The organism is Vibrio sp. 1-Bac 57 (assembly GCF_037546855.1).
GTDB lineage: Bacteria > Pseudomonadota > Gammaproteobacteria > Enterobacterales > Psychromonadaceae > Psychromonas.
Genome location: NZ_JALAAC010000007.1, coordinates 29883 through 50079, shown reverse-complemented (window position 1 = coordinate 50079; position 20197 = coordinate 29883). Strand labels below are relative to the sequence as shown.

At 36.6% G+C, this 20197-nt stretch carries 15 protein-coding genes and 1 pseudogene; 7 read left to right on the top strand and 9 right to left on the bottom strand.

Annotated features, from left to right (window positions below):
* Nucleotides 1-69: 69 nt before the first annotated feature.
* The gene (locus MT391_RS06375; RefSeq protein ID WP_499497253.1) at nucleotides 70-1968 is read right to left on the bottom strand and encodes a putative bifunctional diguanylate cyclase/phosphodiesterase; all 1899 of its coding nucleotides are present in this window, start codon (nucleotides 1966-1968) and stop codon (nucleotides 70-72) included.
* Nucleotides 1969-2674: 706 nt separating this feature from the next.
* On the opposite strand from MT391_RS06375, the gene MT391_RS06370 reads away from it, so the two are divergent.
* The 3 genes and pseudogenes from MT391_RS06370 to MT391_RS06360 all read left to right on the top strand — a co-directional run bounded on the left by MT391_RS06370 (nucleotide 2675) and on the right by MT391_RS06360 (nucleotide 5270).
* Entirely contained in the window at nucleotides 2675-3691 is a 1017-nt protein-coding gene (locus MT391_RS06370) for an ABC transporter substrate-binding protein (RefSeq protein ID WP_499442800.1), read from the top strand.
* Nucleotides 3692-3704: 13 nt separating this feature from the next.
* A pseudogene (locus MT391_RS06365) lies at nucleotides 3705-4474 on the top strand (ABC transporter ATP-binding protein).
* Nucleotides 4464-5270 carry an ABC transporter permease gene (locus MT391_RS06360; protein ID WP_499497252.1) on the top strand — a complete coding sequence of 269 codons (807 nt, stop codon included), beginning with the start codon at nucleotides 4464-4466 and terminating at the stop codon, nucleotides 5268-5270. Before MT391_RS06365 ends, MT391_RS06360 begins: the two are co-directional and overlap by 11 nt.
* A 251-nt stretch (nucleotides 5271-5521) precedes the next feature.
* Here the strand turns inward: MT391_RS06360 and MT391_RS06355 are convergent, their stop codons facing one another.
* Nucleotides 5522-6511, bottom strand: a complete 990-nt coding sequence (locus MT391_RS06355) for an LLM class flavin-dependent oxidoreductase (protein WP_499497251.1) — start codon at nucleotides 6509-6511, stop codon at nucleotides 5522-5524.
* A gap of 191 nt (nucleotides 6512-6702) precedes the next feature.
* On the bottom strand, nucleotides 6703-7638 hold the full coding sequence (locus tag MT391_RS06350; protein WP_166372000.1) for an EamA family transporter: 936 nt from the start codon (nucleotides 7636-7638) through the stop codon (nucleotides 6703-6705).
* Nucleotides 7639-7764: 126 nt separating this feature from the next.
* On the opposite strand from MT391_RS06350, the gene MT391_RS06345 reads away from it, so the two are divergent.
* Nucleotides 7765-8226 carry an Lrp/AsnC family transcriptional regulator gene (locus MT391_RS06345; RefSeq protein WP_499497250.1) on the top strand — a complete coding sequence of 154 codons (462 nt, stop codon included), beginning with the start codon at nucleotides 7765-7767 and terminating at the stop codon, nucleotides 8224-8226.
* A gap of 176 nt (nucleotides 8227-8402) precedes the next feature.
* On the opposite strand, the gene MT391_RS06340 is transcribed toward MT391_RS06345, so the two are convergent.
* From MT391_RS06340 to MT391_RS06320, 5 genes are all read right to left on the bottom strand, one after another.
* Complete coding sequence (locus MT391_RS06340) at nucleotides 8403-8951, bottom strand: hypothetical protein (protein WP_499497249.1); 549 nt, start codon at nucleotides 8949-8951, stop codon at nucleotides 8403-8405.
* Between the two features lie 273 nt (nucleotides 8952-9224).
* Nucleotides 9225-10253, bottom strand: coding sequence for a LacI family DNA-binding transcriptional regulator (locus MT391_RS06335; protein WP_166371998.1), 1029 nt, complete (start codon nucleotides 10251-10253; stop codon nucleotides 9225-9227).
* Nucleotides 10254-10262: 9 nt separating this feature from the next.
* Nucleotides 10263-11705 (bottom strand): glycoside hydrolase family 32 protein, encoded by a 1443-nt coding sequence (locus MT391_RS06330; protein ID WP_499497248.1) that lies wholly within the window; start codon nucleotides 11703-11705, stop codon nucleotides 10263-10265.
* Between the two features lies 1 nt (nucleotide 11706).
* Entirely contained in the window at nucleotides 11707-12645 is a 939-nt protein-coding gene (locus MT391_RS06325) for a carbohydrate kinase family protein (RefSeq protein ID WP_499497247.1), read from the bottom strand.
* A 92-nt stretch (nucleotides 12646-12737) separates the two neighbouring features.
* Nucleotides 12738-14087, bottom strand: coding sequence for a PTS transporter subunit EIIC (locus tag MT391_RS06320; RefSeq protein WP_166371995.1), 1350 nt, complete (start codon nucleotides 14085-14087; stop codon nucleotides 12738-12740).
* 517 nt (nucleotides 14088-14604) lie between these two features.
* Here MT391_RS06320 and MT391_RS06315 point away from each other — a divergent pair.
* The 3 genes from MT391_RS06315 (at nucleotide 14605) to MT391_RS06305 (ending at nucleotide 17330) form a co-directional block, all read left to right on the top strand.
* Complete coding sequence (locus tag MT391_RS06315) at nucleotides 14605-15648, top strand: GMP reductase (RefSeq protein WP_299661280.1); 1044 nt, start codon at nucleotides 14605-14607, stop codon at nucleotides 15646-15648.
* A gap of 384 nt (nucleotides 15649-16032) precedes the next feature.
* A complete protein-coding gene (locus MT391_RS06310; RefSeq protein ID WP_499497246.1) occupies nucleotides 16033-16857 on the top strand; it encodes a DUF2914 domain-containing protein in 825 nt (274 codons plus the stop codon).
* Between the two features lie 89 nt (nucleotides 16858-16946).
* On the top strand, nucleotides 16947-17330 hold the full coding sequence (locus MT391_RS06305; protein ID WP_499497245.1) for a 3D domain-containing protein: 384 nt from the start codon (nucleotides 16947-16949) through the stop codon (nucleotides 17328-17330).
* A 1663-nt stretch (nucleotides 17331-18993) separates the two neighbouring features.
* On the opposite strand, the gene MT391_RS06300 is transcribed toward MT391_RS06305, so the two are convergent.
* Nucleotides 18994-19869, bottom strand: coding sequence for a hypothetical protein (locus MT391_RS06300; protein WP_499497244.1), 876 nt, complete (start codon nucleotides 19867-19869; stop codon nucleotides 18994-18996).
* Nucleotides 19870-20197 lie beyond the last annotated feature (328 nt).

Genomic DNA, 20197 nt, shown 5'->3' with positions numbered 1-20197 from the left:
GATTTTTAATAAATAACCTAAGTAGATTCAAGTTATTTGTTAACTGGTATTAATTGCTATTAAGAATTATCAAGCGTTTTTAATATCATTATATATTTTAAATATATCGATTTGTTCAGCTAAAACAGGACGTTGGAAAAAATACCCTTGAGCAAAGTCACACTTCTGCTGTTGTAACATAGCCAAACTATGTTGGGTCTCCACTCCTTCTGCAATAATTTTCATATCGAATTGTTTGCCCATACTAATAATAGTGGATGCAATCGTATCGTAATCACTGACAAAGCTTTTATCGATTTTTAATACATCAAAGGGGAGCTGTCTTAAATAACTTAAACAAGAGTACCCTGTTCCAAAATCATCCATTAATAGCCTAACACCCATTTCTGAAAGTTCATTTAATGTTTTTAAGAACACATCATTATCAGAAACTGTCATGCTTTCTGTAATTTCAAGGTCTAAACAATGTGGGGGAATATCAAACTCAGCAAGTATACTTTGTACTAATTTAGGAAAATTCGGATTGAATAATTGATAAGGAGATACATTCACAGCAATATTTAATTTGCTAGCACCACTATCTCGCCATAGTTTATTTTGTCGACAGGCATTTCTTAATACCCATTCACCTATCTCTATAATCTGACCAGAATACTCAGCAATAGGAATAAATACCTCAGGTGAAACAAACGTATCTGGGTCCAATTGCCAACGTAATAAAGCCTCTGTACCTTGCGTTGTATAATTATTTAAATTAACTACAGGTTGATAAGCAATATGCAGTTGATCTTTATCTATTGCAGAGCGTAATTGAGACTCATAGGATAAACGTCGAGCATGGTCTTTACTAAAAAGATCCTGATAAAATAGATATTGATTTTTGCCCTCTTTTTTAGCTTTATACATGGCTGTATCAGCATATTTAACAAGACTTTCAGCATCATCGGCATTATTTGGATAAACCGAGATACCAATACTAGCAGTGACATGAACCTCGCTATCTTCTAATGCGATAGGCTCAGCAATAACCTTAATAATATTAGCGGCAATATGTTCAACTTCATGAGTATCAGTTGAAAAGTTAACGATAGCAACAAACTCATCTCCCCCAAACCTAAATACAGCATCATTATCACTCATCGCTTTAAATAACCGTTTGGCTATAATATTCAGTAATTTATCACCTTGTGCATGACCACGAGTATCATTCACATCTTTAAAGCGGTCTAGGTCAATAAAAAACACGGCAAATTTTTTATCGCTGCACATTAAAATATTGTGATTTATTTTTTTGTCTAACGCATTTCGATTAGGTAATTCAGTGAGCGAATCTTTATGGGCAAGCAATCTATTTTTTTTCTCACTAATCATTAATGCACTTTTTGTTTTTTCCATTTTTTCTACAACTTTTAAAATTGCTTTAGCAATAGTAAGCGCCATTAGAAAAAAGACTACGGATAATACAACTGTCACCATCGTTGAGGTTGTAACAATAAAATCAGCTAATTTATTAACCGGTACAATAAACTCAATAGAGTTGATTCTGAATTTTTTATAACCCTCATTAAGGTCAGATTTCATGGTAGCTGGGGTGATCGAACCTTGTTCAAATAATCTAATACTTTCTAATAAGTCATCTGCTATTTTAATATCATATTTACAAATGCTAATGATACTTTCCGTTTTAATAATTCTCATAAAAAATCGGTCAATCTTGCTGGGTAATTCAACGCAAGCTTCAGGTTGATCTTGAATTTGTTGTACCACTGCTTTAAGCGTAGCAGTGTCAGGAATGGCATTAGGATAACGAGAAATCAACTCACTGAGTTCGATAACATGATTAAAATGTTGACTATTAAGTTGGTGGAATCTTGCAGCATCAGCAATTTTGAAGGCACTAGTCACAACAATAATAGAAAATAATGAGATAAGTAACATTAAGATGGTGAGTTGTTTATTGATCGTCATTAAAAGTCCATTTTTTAATTAATCTGAATATATCAGTGTAAAACAAATTTCTTTATATAGACTTTATGATGGTTATTTAAGCCTAGTTCAGTGCAAATTTAAGATAAACATCCTTGATTAAAAAACATCAAAGCTCTTTATAAATACCATCCATTTTGTATTGTAAAGTTTGAACAAAACCATCAAAGTATATTGACAATAAAAGTATAGAGCAGTTAATAAAAAGCACGTCCAAGTATCAGTAATCAATCATTTTATTAATCTAAAATAACTAATATGGAGTTTCATCTAAAACTTGTTCCTATACATTTATGTACGCATATTAAATGAAAAACACAAACATAAATGTTAAATAATTGATATTAAGTTAACTGACGCATAGCTTAGGTCACAAAGCCTATAATATAAAGTTTATTCTACACCTCTCATGTTTTTCGAGAAGATGCTCTAATTACAATTAAGTATTTTGAGTATTAACTGCTTTTTATTTCATGCGAAAGTCAGATGCATTATCTAAACCCATAAAGATGAAAATTTAGTATATAAGTTTGATCCACTATCAAATAACGCAAGCAAGCGTGCTTAATGTGTTGTAAGTTAATATAAAATAAATTATTTTTTGATATTAGTCATTCTCACATAAATCTAGGTTATCTATTTAAGTTATCTACTTTTTAGATAATCCACTCCATCAATAAGGGTTACCATGATAGGAAAAATAAATAAAAGCTCACTTCTCTTAGGTCTACTTACGTTCATTTTAAGTATAAATGCAGCCAATGCGGCAGAAAAGATTCGTGTTGGCGCATTACGCTGGACATCTCACGCAGCGAGCTTTGTGGCATATGAACGTGGATATTTTAAAGAAGCGGGATTAGATGTTGAATTTAAATTTTTTAAAGCGGCACAGCCCATGGCAATCGCTATTGCTTCTGGAGATGTTGATTTTGGTATCACGGCCGTTTCCGGTGGTTTAATTAACCTTGCTGGAAAAGGTGCGATAAAAGTGATCGGTGGCGTGTTAAATGAAGAAGACGGTGTTGATGGTCAAATGATCCTTGCGTCTAAAAAAGCCTATGACGCAGGACTCAAAACACCTGCAGATTTAAAGGGGCACTCCTTTGGTATCACTCAAACTGGCTCATCTTTTCATTATATGGCGCATAAAATAGCACAAAAAGAAGGTTTTTTAGACTCCGATATCAGCTTTAAACCGTTACAAAAAATTGGATCAATTATTGGTGCATTAAAAACTCAACAAATTGATGCTTGGGCAGTGGTACCTCATATCGCTAAAGAGCTGATTAAAAATAAGAATATTACGTTGATTGGCAAAATCTCTGATTATATACCCAACTACCAGGTGACCACTGTTTTCACTTCGTCCAACACCGCTAAAAACAAACCTGAACAGGTGAAAGCTTTTCTTACTGCATTTTCAAAAGGTGGAGCTGATTTTAATGCTGCATTAGTTGATAAAACGGCAGGTGAGGAAGCTGCTACTGAAATGGTGACATTAATTCACAAATACGTTTATAGCGATAAACCTTATGATAAAGCCGCACCTTCTATCATCAATGGCGCAATGCGACTTAACCAAGGTGCAAAATTAAATATCGCCAGTATTGAAGATCAATTAAATTGGTTTAAAACCGAAGGTTTGGTTAAAAGTAATATAACAATGGATATGTTAGTTGATCCTAGTTATGTAGACAGCTACTAAATTTGAGTATTTTATGAACTTACATATCAACAATATTTCTCATCGTTACTCAAATGTTAATGTGCTAGAAAATATAAACCTTGAAATTAATCAACACCAGATTGTCTGTTTAATAGGTCCTTCTGGCTGTGGAAAGTCAACATTGCTTAGACTCATTGGAGGCTTGGAAAGCCTTCTAGTGGTCAAGTCACACAAATTGGAAATCCACCAGAAAACTCTATTAACCCACTTACCTATATATTTCAAGACTTTGCGCTGCTGCCTTGGCGCAGTGTCTATGACAATATTTCATTGGTGCTTGAAGATTATGGCATCGCCAAAAAAGAAATTAAATCAATCATCGATGATGTACTCGAAAGAACAAAACTCAGTGAATTCGCCAATGCTATGCCCAAACAACTCAGTGGAGGTATGAAACAAAGGGTTGCCATTGCCAGAGCGTTGAGCGTTCGCCCAGCAGTTTTATTGATGGATGAACCACTTTCGGCACTGGATAGCCAAACCAGCGAATTACTAATGGATGATTTAGTTTCTCTCTGGGATAGGGAAAAGTTTACCGCATGCTATGTAACACACAATTTAACTGAGGCAGTACGCTTAGGTCATAAAATTGTGGTACTCAGCCGAAGACCCGGCACCATTAGCGAAGTAGTCACTATCGATATTCCCCTAAATGAAAGGAAAAACCACAGCGAAGCACTGGATATTAAGCAAAAATATTTATGGAACCTGATGCGCGAAGAAGCTTTACTTGCCGACAAGGAGCTGATCAATGTCAACTAACAAACAGCAAGTGAGCAAAGAAGTCCCCTTTAGAGGAGGTGGTTTTACACATAAACCAATAATTTTTGTTGGCCCACTTGTCTTTATCTGCCTGATCGCTTTACTTGAATGGGGAACGAGTACGGGATGGATTTCAGACTTAACATTGCCTCGCCCATCAGGTGTAGCGCAAACCCTTGTTGACCTTTACAACTCAGGCCTGTTATTTAAGCATCTACTACCTTCATTAACACGTTTACTAATGGGTTCAATAATGGGTATAACTGCCGGTATTGCTGTCGGGCTATTAATTGGGCTGTTTAATCTAGTGAGAGCGGGTGCATTACCTGTTGTTGCCGCCCTTTTCCCTGTGCCTAAAATCGCCCTTTTACCTTTATTTGTGATTTGGTTTGGCATTGATGAAGGCTCAAAATATGCTTTGATCGCTTTAGGATCTTTCACACCGACCGTAGTGGCGACCTATGCAGCTATTGATAATGTGGATAGAGGTTATATTCGCATGGGGCAAAGCTTTGGACTGTCATGGGTTTCAATAGTACGTAAAATTGTATTACCCGGTGCGCTTCCAGGCATTCTGTCAGGACTTAGAATTTCCCTTGCAATATCAATTATTCTTTTAGTTGCTGCAGAAATGCTAGGGGCAAGTTATGGAATAGGCGCTTATGTGCTTGAAGCAGGATCACTTTATGATTTAGAGCGTCTTTTTGCAGGTGTATTTATATTGTCTGTGCTTGGCGTAATTATAAATTGGTTTGTTGGTGTATTAGAGCATCGACTTTTAAGTTGGAGAACTTAGAAAGCAGTGCTTATAAAGATTTCTATCAAAAGTATCTTCCGGTCACACCCGAAGGGACATTTATGACAGCGCTTTAAGACTGTCGGAAAGCAAAGCAGTAGCTATTTTTCTCAGCTAGCTACTGCTTCTTAATTAACGATTGCAGTTTTGTAGCTACCTAAATATTTGTACCTAGTATCTGCATCTAAAAGATCGAAACTTACACCTAGCAACTATCAATCTAGCACCGAGCACCTAAAATCTAACAATAATCATTGTTTGATTGACATTAATATGTCCAATGCTTGATGACGTTTTTCGCTATCATAAAGATCATTTGTAAATATAAATTCATCAACATTTAATTGCTGTGCGATTATTTCCAGTTTGTGCTTGATACTCGTAGGGCCTCCTATCACGCTAAGACTTAAAAAGTTATCTACTTGTGCTTTTTCCTGTGCGTTCCATAAATTATCCATGCTAGTAACCGGTGCTTTTAACCATAAACCTTGACCACGCATTAATGCCAATACGCGTTGCTTTGAAGTGGTGGATAAATATTCAGCTTCTTCATCGGTTGCGGCGGCAACGAGTGGTAGTGCAAGCATAAAGTAAGGTGTTTTAAGTGTTTCAGAGGGTTTAAATTCACGTCGATATAACGCCACAGCATCATGCAAGAATCGAGGAGCAAAATGGCCGGCAAACACATAAGGTAACCCTTTTTGTGCAGCTAATTGCGCACTAAATAAGCTAGAGCCTAACAACCACAGCGGCACATTTGTATTTTCACCGGGGATGGCACGAATAGAATGCTTTCCATCATAGGGACCTAATAGTTGTTGTAACTCACTCACTTCAGCAGGAAAGTTATCTGCACGGCGTAAATCACTGTTTAATGCTTGGCTAGTTACTGGATCACTGCCCGGAGCTCTGCCTAAACCCAAATCAATTCGCCCTGGATATAAACTTTCTAGAGTACCAAATTGCTCTGCGACTACTAAGGTGGAATGATTAGGTAACATAATACCACCTGAACCTACACGGATTTTTTGGGTATTACCCGCAATATGACCAATTAAAATCGACGTTGCAGCACAAACAATACCAGGCATATTATGATGTTCAGCAAGCCAAAAACGATGGAAGCCAAGTTGATCGGCGTGTTGCGCATACTGAGTACTTTTTTGTAGTGTTTCAGAGACACTTGCATCTTCCCGCATGGGCGCAAGTTCTAATAATGAAAAAGGGATATTAGCTAACAATGTTCCACCTCGTAATGAAAATAAACTTATCACGGCAAAAATATAACAATCATAATCAAGCTGTAAGCAGTATTTCAAGTTATAGCAAATATTCCCACTTTTCAATGACAAAGACTCTCAGCTAAAAAATAGCAAGGGCAAGGAGCAGATTAAAATGAACATTATTAACCTACCCTCATTTATCAATAATCTCACTTCAAGCTTTCAGCCACTGGTTTGACTTTTACTGCACCATTGCCGTTTATTTTTACTGCTACATTATTGGTTGTATTAACCGAAGGTGATAACACAGAAGCGATGGAGGCAAACACAATAATGCTAATACCAATACTTTGTGTAATAACAAGTTGCTCATTTAAAATAAAGAACCCAGCCAATGCACCTAAAACAGGTTCTCCACTTGTGAGTACACCATAGGTTTTAGTCGGTAAATGTCGTAATGCTTGCATCTCCAAAACTAAAGGGATCAAACTCGATAATAATGCAACGCAGATCAACAACCCCACTATTTCGATGCTCATATCACTTAAAGAAAATGAGTTTGCTGCTACCGGTAATAGCGCCATCGATGCAACGATTAACCCTAACGCAGGGGCTCTAAAACCGTGAGCGGCACCTGCTTTTTTACCAATAATAATATAACTCCCCCAAAAAAAACCAGCAATTGCTGCATACACTAAGCCCCGACTATCTAAGACTACATCACTTGAAGCACTAGGGATCAGTAGATAAATACCTATCGCTGCGAGTACCGCCCACATAAAATCACTTTTCTTTTGAGAAAAAAGAATTGCAACCAATAACGGACCAATTAATTGAACAGCTAATCCAACGCCAATGGGGATAGTTTTAATGGCCAAATAAAAAAATAAGTTCATGCCAGCAATGGAAATACCATAAAGAAACACTGAACCTCTATTTTGACGCGTTATTTTGACCTCCCACACACGACAAACAAAAAACAACATGATCGCCGCCATAGTTAAGCGCATAAAAGTAACGCTTTCAGGTTTGACAGAAGAAAATATAGACTTCGCCAATGAGGCCCCAACTGTGATTGATAACATCGCGACTATTATCGCTACAACAGCGAATAGAGTTTGATTTTTATTGATTAAGGAACGCATAGGCTTCTCACTTTGATGAAGAAATATCTGTGATAAAATTTATCAATAATGAGTGATTAATATTGTTTATTTAGCGGGCAATATGATAAAAATTATCATCATTCATTTAAAAAAGGCCTTGTAATTATGGACAACATAGATCTTAAGATTCTTCAACAACTACAAATAGATGCCAAGGCATCGATGGCTGAGATTGCAGCACAAATTGGCCTCTCTGAACCTGCTTGTTATCGTCGAGTAAGAGAGTTACGCAAAAGTGGTGTTATTGAAAAAGAGATGGCGATCATCAAACCTAAAAATATGGGCTGGCCGTTAAGTATGATGTTATTGGTTGAATTGGAAAGAGACCATAGCACTATCGTCAATGCATTTTTAAGCAGAATAAATAAACAACCAGAAATCATCGACTCATGGTTTGTAACAGGCGATTATGACTTAGTTTTACAGGTGATCGCAGCCGACATGGAAGCCTTCGATCAATTCACACAACAAGTGCTACATAAGGATAATAGCGTCAAAAACTTTAAAACTTTAGTTGTGATGCGTCACTCCAAAGCGCATGGCGCTATTCCACCAGCTCAATTCTAGATAATGAAAGCGTATTCATATTTAAATTCATAAAACTATATTGCACGTTAGACGGCATCACTAGTTTTGTGAAGTTTAAAGCGGTTTAATGAAGTAATAACCGGTTATCCCAAGATAAATCAACACAGAAACTATTAAAAAGAACGGTGTTGACTTGTTTTGCTTTCCCAAGGAGGTCACTTAATCATTTGTTGATGCATTGCTTTAACCAAAGCAACTAGAGCATCTTTTGATAACTTATCAGCCTTGTGAACGGTATCCGCTAGGCTTTTTTTGTCAGCTACAATTGGCATGAAATCAATGGTTGGCTTAAGTACTTTTTTAATTAATTTTTTAGCTGTTTCAGGATCATTATTAGCAATAATTTCCAACACTTCCGCTTTCATTACAGCATTTTTATCCAGCAGTAACTTAGCCACGTGAGTAAAACCTACGACTTCACATTGCGCTAATGTGCCAAATTTAGGCAGCATACGCCAAGAAATCAACGTATTAGGTGTTACTTCTTCAATATCTGTTGAATACTCATCGATAACATTTGACCAAACCCAATCTAGAAAAGCTTCATCACTACACAGTATTTCTCTCGCTTTGTTACAAGCTTTACCAATTTTATATTTAGCTTCTTGTTTCTGTTCTGCCGTGGGTGAATCAAAATCAATATAATGTGTTGTATTTAAATATTGTAGAATAATTTCTTGCTGTTCTTGTAACGCTGAGCTCATGAGTATGCCTATTTTAAACACTTTTTTATGTGTCGTTTTTATGTGTATGTTTTACGTATATTGACGAATTCAGCGCAGTGTATCGGCCACTCGCTAGAAAACCAATACTAAATTGTAACATTCGATAAAGACTAGCCATTATCATCATGTTACGCCTTGTTTTGTCATCTTAGTGAGCGAATGAATAATACATTTTGATAGCTAACGGGTATATAACACGACAAAACTAATTGCTGATCTAGGCGGACAACAAATTGTAATCACTTCGAATAATCAATTACTGTTTAATTTGACACTATTTCTGATCTCTAACTTATATTGAACGAATTCAATATGATTTTTTAAGAAATCTTTTTCGTCACTCTGTATCAATCGATATAACAAGTTTGCAGCTGCTCTTCCGGCTGAATTAGAGTCATAAAAAAGAGAGGTTATCTTTGGGTTGTAGTGTTGGGCAAACACTCCACCACCTACCCCACATACGCTAACATCTCCAGGTATAGAAAGGCCTTGATCCAAAATATAGTTTATTGCGCCAATTGCCATCTTATCGTTTGCAGCAAATATTGCATCAGGAGCAGAACCAAATTGTTCGAATATACGCTGACAAGCATCATAGCCACTTATAACAGAAAATGCCCCGATGCTGAGTAGCCGTTCATCTTTCTTTATGCCATGTTTTTCAAGTGCATTCAAATACCCTTGTTTACGCTCAACTCCTACTGAGACATCTTCCTCGCTAACCCCTATATAACCAATATTATGATGATGATTATCGAGTAAATAATTGGTTAACTCTTGAGCCGCTGCTATTTCATTAAATACAACACATGGCGTTCCATCTAACGATTTTTGTCCCATAATAACAATAGGAATATGAAGTCGTTTAATACGAGACTGGTGTTCAGGGGTGAGTGTTGTTGCAATTAAAATAATCCCATCAACTTGCTTCTCTTTAAACAGGTCAAGATATTCAAATTCTTTATCTACAGAGTGGTTTGTGTTGCCGAGAATAACGCTATAACCTTGCTTTGAAAAATAATCATCAATACCTGCAACATTTTCACCCGATGAAGTGGCATTAATTTTTGGCAAAATAACACCAATTGTAAGACTTTTTTTGCTATGAAGTGCTTTAGCAAATGCGTTTGGCCTATACCCTGTTTCATCGAGTATGACTTGGATACGATCACGTACTTCTTTTTTTACATAACCAGAAGAGTTGATCACTCTTGATACGCTGGAAGATGATGTTTGCGCTAGATTAGCAATATCTTTTAGATTCAAAATACTTTTCGTCAACCTGTTACCTCATGATAAGTCATATTTATCAAATCTTGTTATTGTACAAGATCCATGGGAGTAAATACTAATATTACGAGCTTCACTTAATGGAAACACACGGCTAGTAAAAACTTCTTCTCCATTATTAACAAATATTTCAATAGATGATTTATCTAGAAACATATGCAGCTTTAAACTTTGCTTTGATAGCAATGTACAACTGCGTACACCTGATTGATTTGGTGTTGAATTTCGGTCTAAACTTAATTTGCTATTGTTAGGGTTGAATGTAAGATCAATATGATAATGGTCATAAGCATTAAAATGAACACCACATTTCCCCTGAATGTCATTTAATTCGATTTCAATTTCACAGCAAGGTGTGTGTATTTGAGTAAATGATTGTGAATTGCTAACTAGAATGTCTTGATAACTCAATTGGTTTTTACGTAACTGTTTTAATTCTTCAACTGGGTACTGATATAAACGACCATTTTTAATTTTAAGCTCACGAATCAGTGTTAGTGCATGTAGCCAGTTATACGCTAATGTGGGTTGCTCATCTTCTTCAGGTATTCCCATCCACGCACTCATTAAGCGCCGTCCCTTTGAGTCAGTAGTAGTTTGCGGAGCATAAAACTCAAAACCGCGATCAAGTTCTATAAATTCATTATGCTTAAACTCATGAGCTTGTACATTATATGAGCCTATAAAATATCCTGATTGATATTTATTGTGGTACTTATCTCCCTCCTTCTCTATCCCTTGAGGTGAGCATATCAAAATGTAGTTATTATCAAGTTCAAAGAAATCTGGGCATTCCCACATATAACCAAAATAACCCAATTCATTAAGCCCACTACCTGCTAATGGCCCCATTAACTCCCAATCATTTAACTTGGTGGCACGATATAATAATATCTGCCCTTTTTTATCGATCGTTTGTGCGCCAATCACACAATACCAAACCCCATTATCATGCCAAATTTTAGGGTCACGAAAATGTGCAGTATAACCTGCAGGAGGACTATCGATCACAGGCCCCTTTTTTATAAACCTGTCATTTAAGCTATTCGCTTCTGCGATACATTGAGTTGACAGCCTTGTTCCATCTTTATTTTTTACATTTCCAGTATAAAATAACATCAACTTTTCATTATCAACAAACGCACTACCAGAATAACAACCATTTTTATCATAATCCTGATCAGGTGCCATTGCTGTAGGCAACAAACGCCAATTAACTAAATCATCACTGATACAATGTGCCCAAAACTTACTTCCATGTGCGCATTCAAATGGATTCCATTGATAAAATAAATGATATATACCTTTATGCTCTATAAAACCATTAGGGTCGTTGAGCAAACCAACGGCTGGGCTTATATGGTATTTAAGACGAAATGGATCTTCAATATTACACAGAGCAGCACTCGCAGCGTTATCTGCCTTTAATAGCAAATCAACCATACTATTTTACTTCCTTTAGTTGGTCTAATGTTGGGATGGCAGATATTGCCCCCATTTGAGTACAAGTTAATGCACCTACTTTGTTTGCAAACGTCACCATTTGACATAACTCAGAATGATCAAAACTCACTTTTCTATGTTTTGCTAGTTGATATAATATTGCGCCAATAAAAGCGTCTCCTGCACCCGTAGAGTCAATAGATTTGATAGGAATACTGGGTACTATTTTATGTAGGTTATTATAAGAAACTAATGTTCCCTTTTTTCCAAGTGTCACCAGAATAAAAGGGCAACCAAGCCCATGTAAATATTCAAGCCCAACAGAGCTATCATTGTTTCCCCCTAAAATAGCTAACTCTTCTTCACTGACTTTTAACAAATGTGTCCACTTTAAACAGGGTAAAACGGCTGTTTTGAACGCATCTTCGTTCAACCAAAGTGCTGAACGGTAATTAGGATCAAATGAAACAAACTCACCTTTTGAAGAACACTCTTCCATAACACTAATATAAGTATCTCTTGTAACACTAGGCAAAAGAGCGGTTGCTGAGCCAAAATGATAAATTTCTGACTGATTAGTTTTTATCAAGACATCAGTCCGAGTAAGCTCTCCATCCGCACCTCGATTAAACACAAAGTCTCGCTCTCCGTCATCTGTTAACGAAACAAAGGCTAATGTAGTTGGATGTTCAGCATCAAATAAAACCCCCTTAGTTCCGACGTTAGCATCAGTTAACACCTGCTTTAGAAAAACACCAAAAGGATCATTTCCCACTTTTCCGATGAACTCTGCTTTACCTCCTAACTTACTGACGGTTGCCGCAACATTAGCAGGTGCACCACCGGCTTTTTTGATAAAATTTACGCCGTCCTGCAACTGCTTATTTGTATCTGTACAAATAAAATCGATCAGCAACTCACCAATACAAACCACTTTCATGTTAGATCCTTTATAAATATATTAACTATTTATTGGTTGATAAAAATATCTATGGATAGAAAAATGGCTCACTAAATAGTGAGCCATCCCCCCTATCTATTCGTATTTGGTCTTACTAATATTTTAGTGAAAATCATTGCACTTCCCATTCCGATAACAATCATTGCTAAATACATTCCTAGCCCATGACCTAGATACGCAGGTATTGCGGGTAAAAAAGTAACGCCCATTACGGCTGGAGCAATATGTGTAATAGCGGCAAATGTACCTGCAATTGCGCCACCGATAATGCCAGAGATAAATACTTTGGAGTTTGTTAATGTGACACCAAAAAGTAGCGGCTCGGTGATCCCAAAGAAACAAGGTATTATCGAAGAGTATTTAAGCGCTTTTTCTTTTTTATCTTTAATGGTCATGGTGTAAGCGATAGCTGCACCAGCTTGCCCAGCCATCGAAGCGGTAATGAAAGCATTGAGCGGATTCACTCCTTTAATGGAAGAAAGGAAGTCAAGTTCGACAACCATTAATGAATGATGCAGACCTGTCACTGTCAATACTTGTTGAATACCACCAAAAATAGCGCCGCCTAAGCCAAATGGTAAGTTAATAATCGCATCAGCTGAAATCATTACCCCATGTTCTACAACATTAAATACAGGGCCAATAACTAACAACCCAGCAAACACGGCAATAATAATGGTTAAAAATGGTGTGAATACAAGGGCAACTACAGATGGCATCCAGGATTTAATCCAACGTTCTACATACGACCCAAAAATACCGACGATAAGGGCAGGAATAATTGTCCCTTGAAAACCTTGCACTTTAAATATACCAAATGTAAGCGCTTCGGCATTCCCACTCGCTACGTCCCATGCATTTGGCAACATCGGGGCTATCAACATTAAACCAAGCACAATACCAATAACCGGTGTACCACCAAATCGATTAAACGCAGACCACACAACAAGAGCAGGTAGAAATATAAAAACGGTATCAGTGATCATTTGTGACATAACAAGCAAGTCACTTGAAAATGTCATACCTAATTGCTGAGCAAATCCACGTAAGCCCATAAATAGGCCAGTAGCTACTAAAACGGGTATCAATGGTACAAACACATCTGCTAAAGCACGCAGTGATTTTTGAAAGACATTTAAGTCATCGTAAGCTGCACTTTTTGCATTATCGTCAGTCTCTCCGACCATATTTTTCAAAATACTATAAATTTCATTGACCAACCCCGTACCGATAACAATTTGATGTTGGCCAAATTGAAAAAAGTAACCCGCTACTTTTTCTACTTTTTTAATTGCTTTGGGATCCACCAAGTTGTTGTCATCAACCACAATTCGTAATCTAGTTGAACAGTGTTCCATAGCCCTTATATTTTCTTTGCCGCCCAATGATTTTAGCAACGATCCTGCGATGTCATTATTCATTTGTAACCTCACGTAAACAAAAAATGTGAAAACCTTTTCACACAACATGGTAAGCTTTTCACATCTGTATTTTAAGATCAATAACGAGCTAACTTCATTTTAAATAATATGAACTTCATCACCTTTATCATGCTTAATGTTTTTACTTACTGACGTTGAGTATTAAGCAGTACTATTAATAAAAATTCGATTTAGAGAAGGACATTACATATAAAAGAGGTGGAAACCAAAGTAGTAAAGTAGGAAAAATTTAATCCTAGATGACGCTATGTTAGTTCATAAAAGTTATTATTTTGCAGTAAATAATAGGTTACTTCCTTCAAATTAATGAATTAACAAGTTGTTTAATAGCATGTTATAAGTTGCCATAATTAATTTACACCGTACAATACTGAAAACCGGGGCCTTTGATAAATATCAGATGCCCCGGTTTTTTTTGCCCATTTTTTAGTGTTTTTATTTTTAGCCGACAAAACATAGGCATTATTATTAATGCCTGATCTCAAAAGGAATAACCATGCGTATTGAACAAGATTTAAAGTTAGGCTTTAAAGATGTACTTTTTCGTCCTAAACGATCCACGCTTAAAAGTCGCTCTCAAGTAGACCTAACTCGCTCTTATACTTTTAAACATAGTGGACGTGAATGGTCAGGCGTGCCCATTATTGCCGCTAATATGGACTCAGTTGCAACCTTTGAGATGGCTGAAACGCTGGCTTCCCATAATGTAATGACGGCTATTCACAAACATTATAGTGTTGAAGAATGGGCTACTTTTATTAATAAAACTGATGCCAATGTATTAAAAAATATGATGGTGTCTTCAGGGACTTCTGAGGCTGACTTTCAAAAAACCAAACAGATTATGGCATTAACAGATGATCTCATTTTTATCTGTGTTGATATTGCAAATGGCTATTCTGAACACCTCGTTGACTACGTTGAGCGTGTTAGAGCAGAGTTCCCAGACAAAGTAATCAGTGCAGGTAACGTAGTCACCGGTGACATGGTTGAAGAACTTATTTTAGCAGGCGCTGATATTGTGAAAGTAGGTATTGGACCTGGCTCAGTATGCACCACCCGTGTAAAAACAGGCGTTGGATATCCTCAACTTTCTGCCATTATTGAGTGTGCTGATTCTGCTCATGGTTTAGGTGGCATGATCATCGGTGACGGTGGCTGTAGCTGCCCCGGTGATGTCTCAAAAGCCTTTGGTGGTGGCGCTGATTTTGTAATGTTAGGTGGAATGCTAGCAGGTCATCAAGAAAGCGGCGGTGAAATCATCGAACAGAATGGTAAGCAATTTATGAAGTTTTATGGCATGTCTTCACAAAGCGCAATGAAAAAACATTCTGGTGGTGTCGCTAAATACCGTGCAGCCGAAGGAAAAACAGTACTGCTTCCCTATAAAGGCAGCGTCAATGCAACCATTGAAGATATCATGGGTGGTGTTCGTTCAACCTGTACTTATGTCGGCGCCTCTAAGCTTAAAGAACTCACTAAACGCACTACGTTTATTCGCGTGCAAGAACAAGAAAATAACGTTTACGGTAAAGAATAACGTCCTATTTGAGCCAAGTCATTATGGGCTATGGAGTTCAAAGAAGGGTATCCTTAGTGATACCCTTCTTCACCTCAAAAGTAATAAACAATAAATGTAGCTAAAGCACTTAAAAAACGGCAAATATACAATTATGGATATTTAAAAAAATACCCACCTATGGCAACGTTTGATAACAACTTTTGATGGCAGTGCTTGAACGCAATATTTGATGGCAACATTAGATGGTTCTGCACAATGGGCGATGCAGGCATTAGCATAAATCAGAAAAATAAAAGCAAAATTAAAAGCTAATCATACTTAAACAACCCGAAATAATAGCTGAATTTAAAGCGCATTTTAAATACAACCATCTATTTCTCAAACGTCAGTGAGAATAACAATATGAAGGAATCGGAAAAATTTACCATCCGTGTTAACTTTAATCGAAGACAGAGCAACATATCGCAGGACGAAGACACTCATGGTTATCATTGGGGAAGGGTTTTAGGGGTTTTGTTGCTTGTTATCATTGCAATTTGGTTATTTATTTTTGCGAGTGGATATTATTCAGAACAAAAAAATATCACTGATAAAAAAACGGCAATATCGGTAGTGAGTACCGCAGCGTTAACACCAACAAACAAAACTCCTAGCGCGGTAGAAAAAGATGAAGCGTCACCCTCCTCCATTACAATATCAGACAAAGCTGAAAGCGAAAAAGCTAAAATAACAGCACAAGCAGATGAATTGTTAAATGACGAAATGACGGAATCTACCAGCAATAGTTATCAAGATAAAAGTGAAAGCTTAACGCAAACTGAGCCAGTAGCGGCCCCCTCGACTAATTCGACCATAGAAAATACAGACAATACTGCTTTATTCTCTCAATCTGGCGTTGAAATACTGTCGAACAATGTCGCGCGTTTTGTCATTTCCTCATCAGTTATAAAAAATGAGCCTATTGGTAAGATCGATAATATTATTTTCAAAAATAATATCGCAACCGTGTATGCATTTTCTGAAGTAAATGATTTAAAAGATACCACACTCTATTATATTTGGAGTTTGGATGGTCAACAGATTGCAAAGGTTAAATTAGCGATTAACGGCGATCGTTGGAGAAGCCACTCAAGTAAATTTATTCAACCAACAATGCGCGGACAATGGAAAGTAGAACTACAAAATGGGCAGGATGAAATACTCGCCGTCAATAGATTTACTTATTAGGTTTACTTATTAGCTTTGCTTACTACGCTTACTTATTAGATCTGCTTACTAGGTTTACTTACTTTGATTTACACAATGGACAACATTTTATGAAGCCGTGCTTTTACCTTATAACTGCAATGAGCATCATCTCTCTCATGAGTTGTGCTGAAGCAGAACAATCTTTAACGGTAACGGCAAGTGCCTATACCTCAACTGTGGGTGAAACTGATTCAACACCAAACTTAGCGGCATGGGGTGATACCTTGAAACCAGGAATGAAATCAATCGCAGTATCAAGAGACTTAATAAAATTGGGATTAACGCACCAACAAGAAATAAGAATCGAAGGATTTGATGGCACCTACACTGTACTGGATAAAATGAATAAACGTTGGACCAATAAAATTGACATCTACATGGGAGAGGATGTCGAAAAAGCAAACCAATGGGGAAAGCAAGAAGTAGTGATATATTGGATTGATCAGGATTAGCAATTTAACTATTCAGCGATAAGATAGCTTGATTCGGAATACTTAATAAAGGAATTGATGTCCACAACTAGGACAATGAAGGTTCAAAGTATGCCTTAATCGCATTAGTCTCTTTCACTCCGACCGTGGTGCGACCTATACAGCTATTGATAATGTGGATAGAGGTTATATTCACATGGGGCAAAGCTTTGGACTGTTATGGAATAGGCGCCCATGTATCTAAAGCACGATAACTCAATGATTTATAAATATTTTTTCATGCACGTTTATTTTATCTGTTCTTGACGTGATTATAAATTGGTTTGTTGGTGTGCTAGAACGCAGGCTTTTAAGTTGGAGGACTTAAAAAAACATGCTTCACTTATGTCTAAGCCGGTAGATTCAACTCATCATTGCATTACTTTATTATGTAGTGAAATAGAGTGACCTATGGGGATCACATTTACCGTTCGTCTTTGCTCATCCTATCACTTGGGTATTTATTAACTTTGATTTCGCCATGTCGGCGACTTTACTTTCTCTCTGCCAGCAGAGAAAGTAAGCAAAGAGACTGGCCCCGATAGTTTTTTTTAATCTGACTCAATGATTACCTTCTTAACGCGCCGTTCATACTCCACATCCCTGTATCGAGCTGAACTAGCAACGGCATCCATGCCTAAACTTGCTAAAGGCACTCATTGAGCCAGAAAAACATAACGGAGGAATGGACGTAGCCACAATGAGCATCGACTTTACTCATTAATTAGTTGGAATTCTTAGTTTCCATATATGGACATCCCGTACTTACGTACTATGTTCAACAGGACGTCAGGTATAGCTCAAATCAGCACATGGATGTGCTGATTTGAGTAGTGCGTTAAAAAGACGTTGAATAATACAAGATCAAAAAGATGGCTTGGGTGCCTTTTTCTTTCATTACTTTATTTTGGGCAAGTAAAAGAAAGTAACACGCCGTTAGGGCGAAATACAAAGCTGGAAATATCTATTCTAAATGATGAGCGTAGCCGACCCACACTTATCAAAAACTAAGTTTAGAGATTTAACTATCTAATTTTAATCTAATCCCAGTTATTTACTCCTTTGAACTACAGAACAACTTTAACTGCATACGCTTCACTTTATTAAGCACATGGGGTTGAAATTTATGACTGATATAAATCCCAATTGCAGATAAAATTAATGCTGGTAGTTGGCTATAAATAAACATATAGCTACTTTGTAGAGGGTGTAAAATCGAATCTAATATAAAAAATACCAATATATTACCAATGACATAAAGGCTTAATACATACTTCAATTTAAAGAACAGCGCGACGATCGTAAAAAACAAAGTAATCATTGAAGCCATTATGATTAAAGATACCACGTCAGCCAAACCTCCTTGAGAAAACAGCACATAACGCAACATGCCCACAAATATTAATACTAAAAATCAACTTGAGTTGATTAATGTTTCAACCATCCATTGACGGTGATGTTCACATAATTGGCCTGAATATTGGTCAAAGTTTGTGGGTGTCCACAACTACTGTTAATACGAACCAATTCAACTATTCAGCGGATAAATAGGTTAATTAAAATATTGCGCTAAATTAGAAGCTGTACACGACTAGATATTTGTGCACTTGTAGCCCAACATACAACCTCGTTTGACAAATAGTAATTACTCTATTATTGCTAACAACATATCAGACATATAAACTTCCATGGCTGACGCCAATCTACTAATATTATATTTGCTTTCATCCACTCCCCCTTCATGTACTAATTTACTTCTGGCGTCATAACATTCCTTAATAAAAATATCTGAATCTACCCCGTTGTATTGTTTTTCAGATAAGTATTCAATAGCCATTTTTTTTAAACTTAAAGATATAGAATCTTTTTTTAACCATTTTAATGATCCTGCTATAGAATCTTGTTCAGATTCACTAAGCTCTGTACTTCTCACCACAGAAATAAGCTCTTTAACTACTGCTTTAACTTTTTCATTCTTACTATCAATGACGAGAATAGCTTCAGCTGCAAGTACTAAAGTTAAAAATTTAGAACGCGAACTCGTTTCAAAAAATGAAGCTGTAACTAATTCCATTGCTAAAAGAACTTTATTACTAATTTTTTTACCGCTGCTAAATAAAGAGCAAATTTCATTAGAAAAAAGAGAGCAGTCTTTAGCATTTCTAATGCTATTAATTCTGGGTGAAAAAACATAAGAGATAGGGTGCTCTTCTGAGTAAACACTAAGCCCATGTACGTCTGGCTCTAGTCTAATTCCACTTTCTCTAAATTGGGCCTCTCTAATGCTATCCCCTAAAAAGCAGCTTGCTTTGTTTTTTCCCAAATCAATACCTATACGACATTTAACCGCAAAACATAATAATGAATTTTTCATTGTTGTGCCGGCTAATAAAGCATCGTTTTCACTATAAAAACCTCCAGAAAGGATAAAAAATCGAGTGGACTCTGAAATAGTTTTGGCATCAATAGCGACTAAGACTGCATTTTCACCGCTAGGTAATTTAAACCTATACTTTTTCACATCCCCTGTAATATTCCCCTTACTAGAAATATTAAAACGAATTCTAAATTGATAAGTAACGGTAATGGTATTCTCCCAACTTTAAAATGACACTTAACACTTAGTTAATCGGAGTACAAGTTGATATCGTTTATGCACTTTTGCCTTTATGCAAAACGATACCAGTCATTTGCCCTTTCATTCTTGTCGTATTGTTAAGTTTTTATACCAATATTCAATGGCTTTCTCTACAGCACCATCTTTAAATACTTTTCCGCTAATATTTCTATATTATTCTCAACATATTTTTTTACGTGAACAACAATCTCAAATACGTAATTTAAAACCT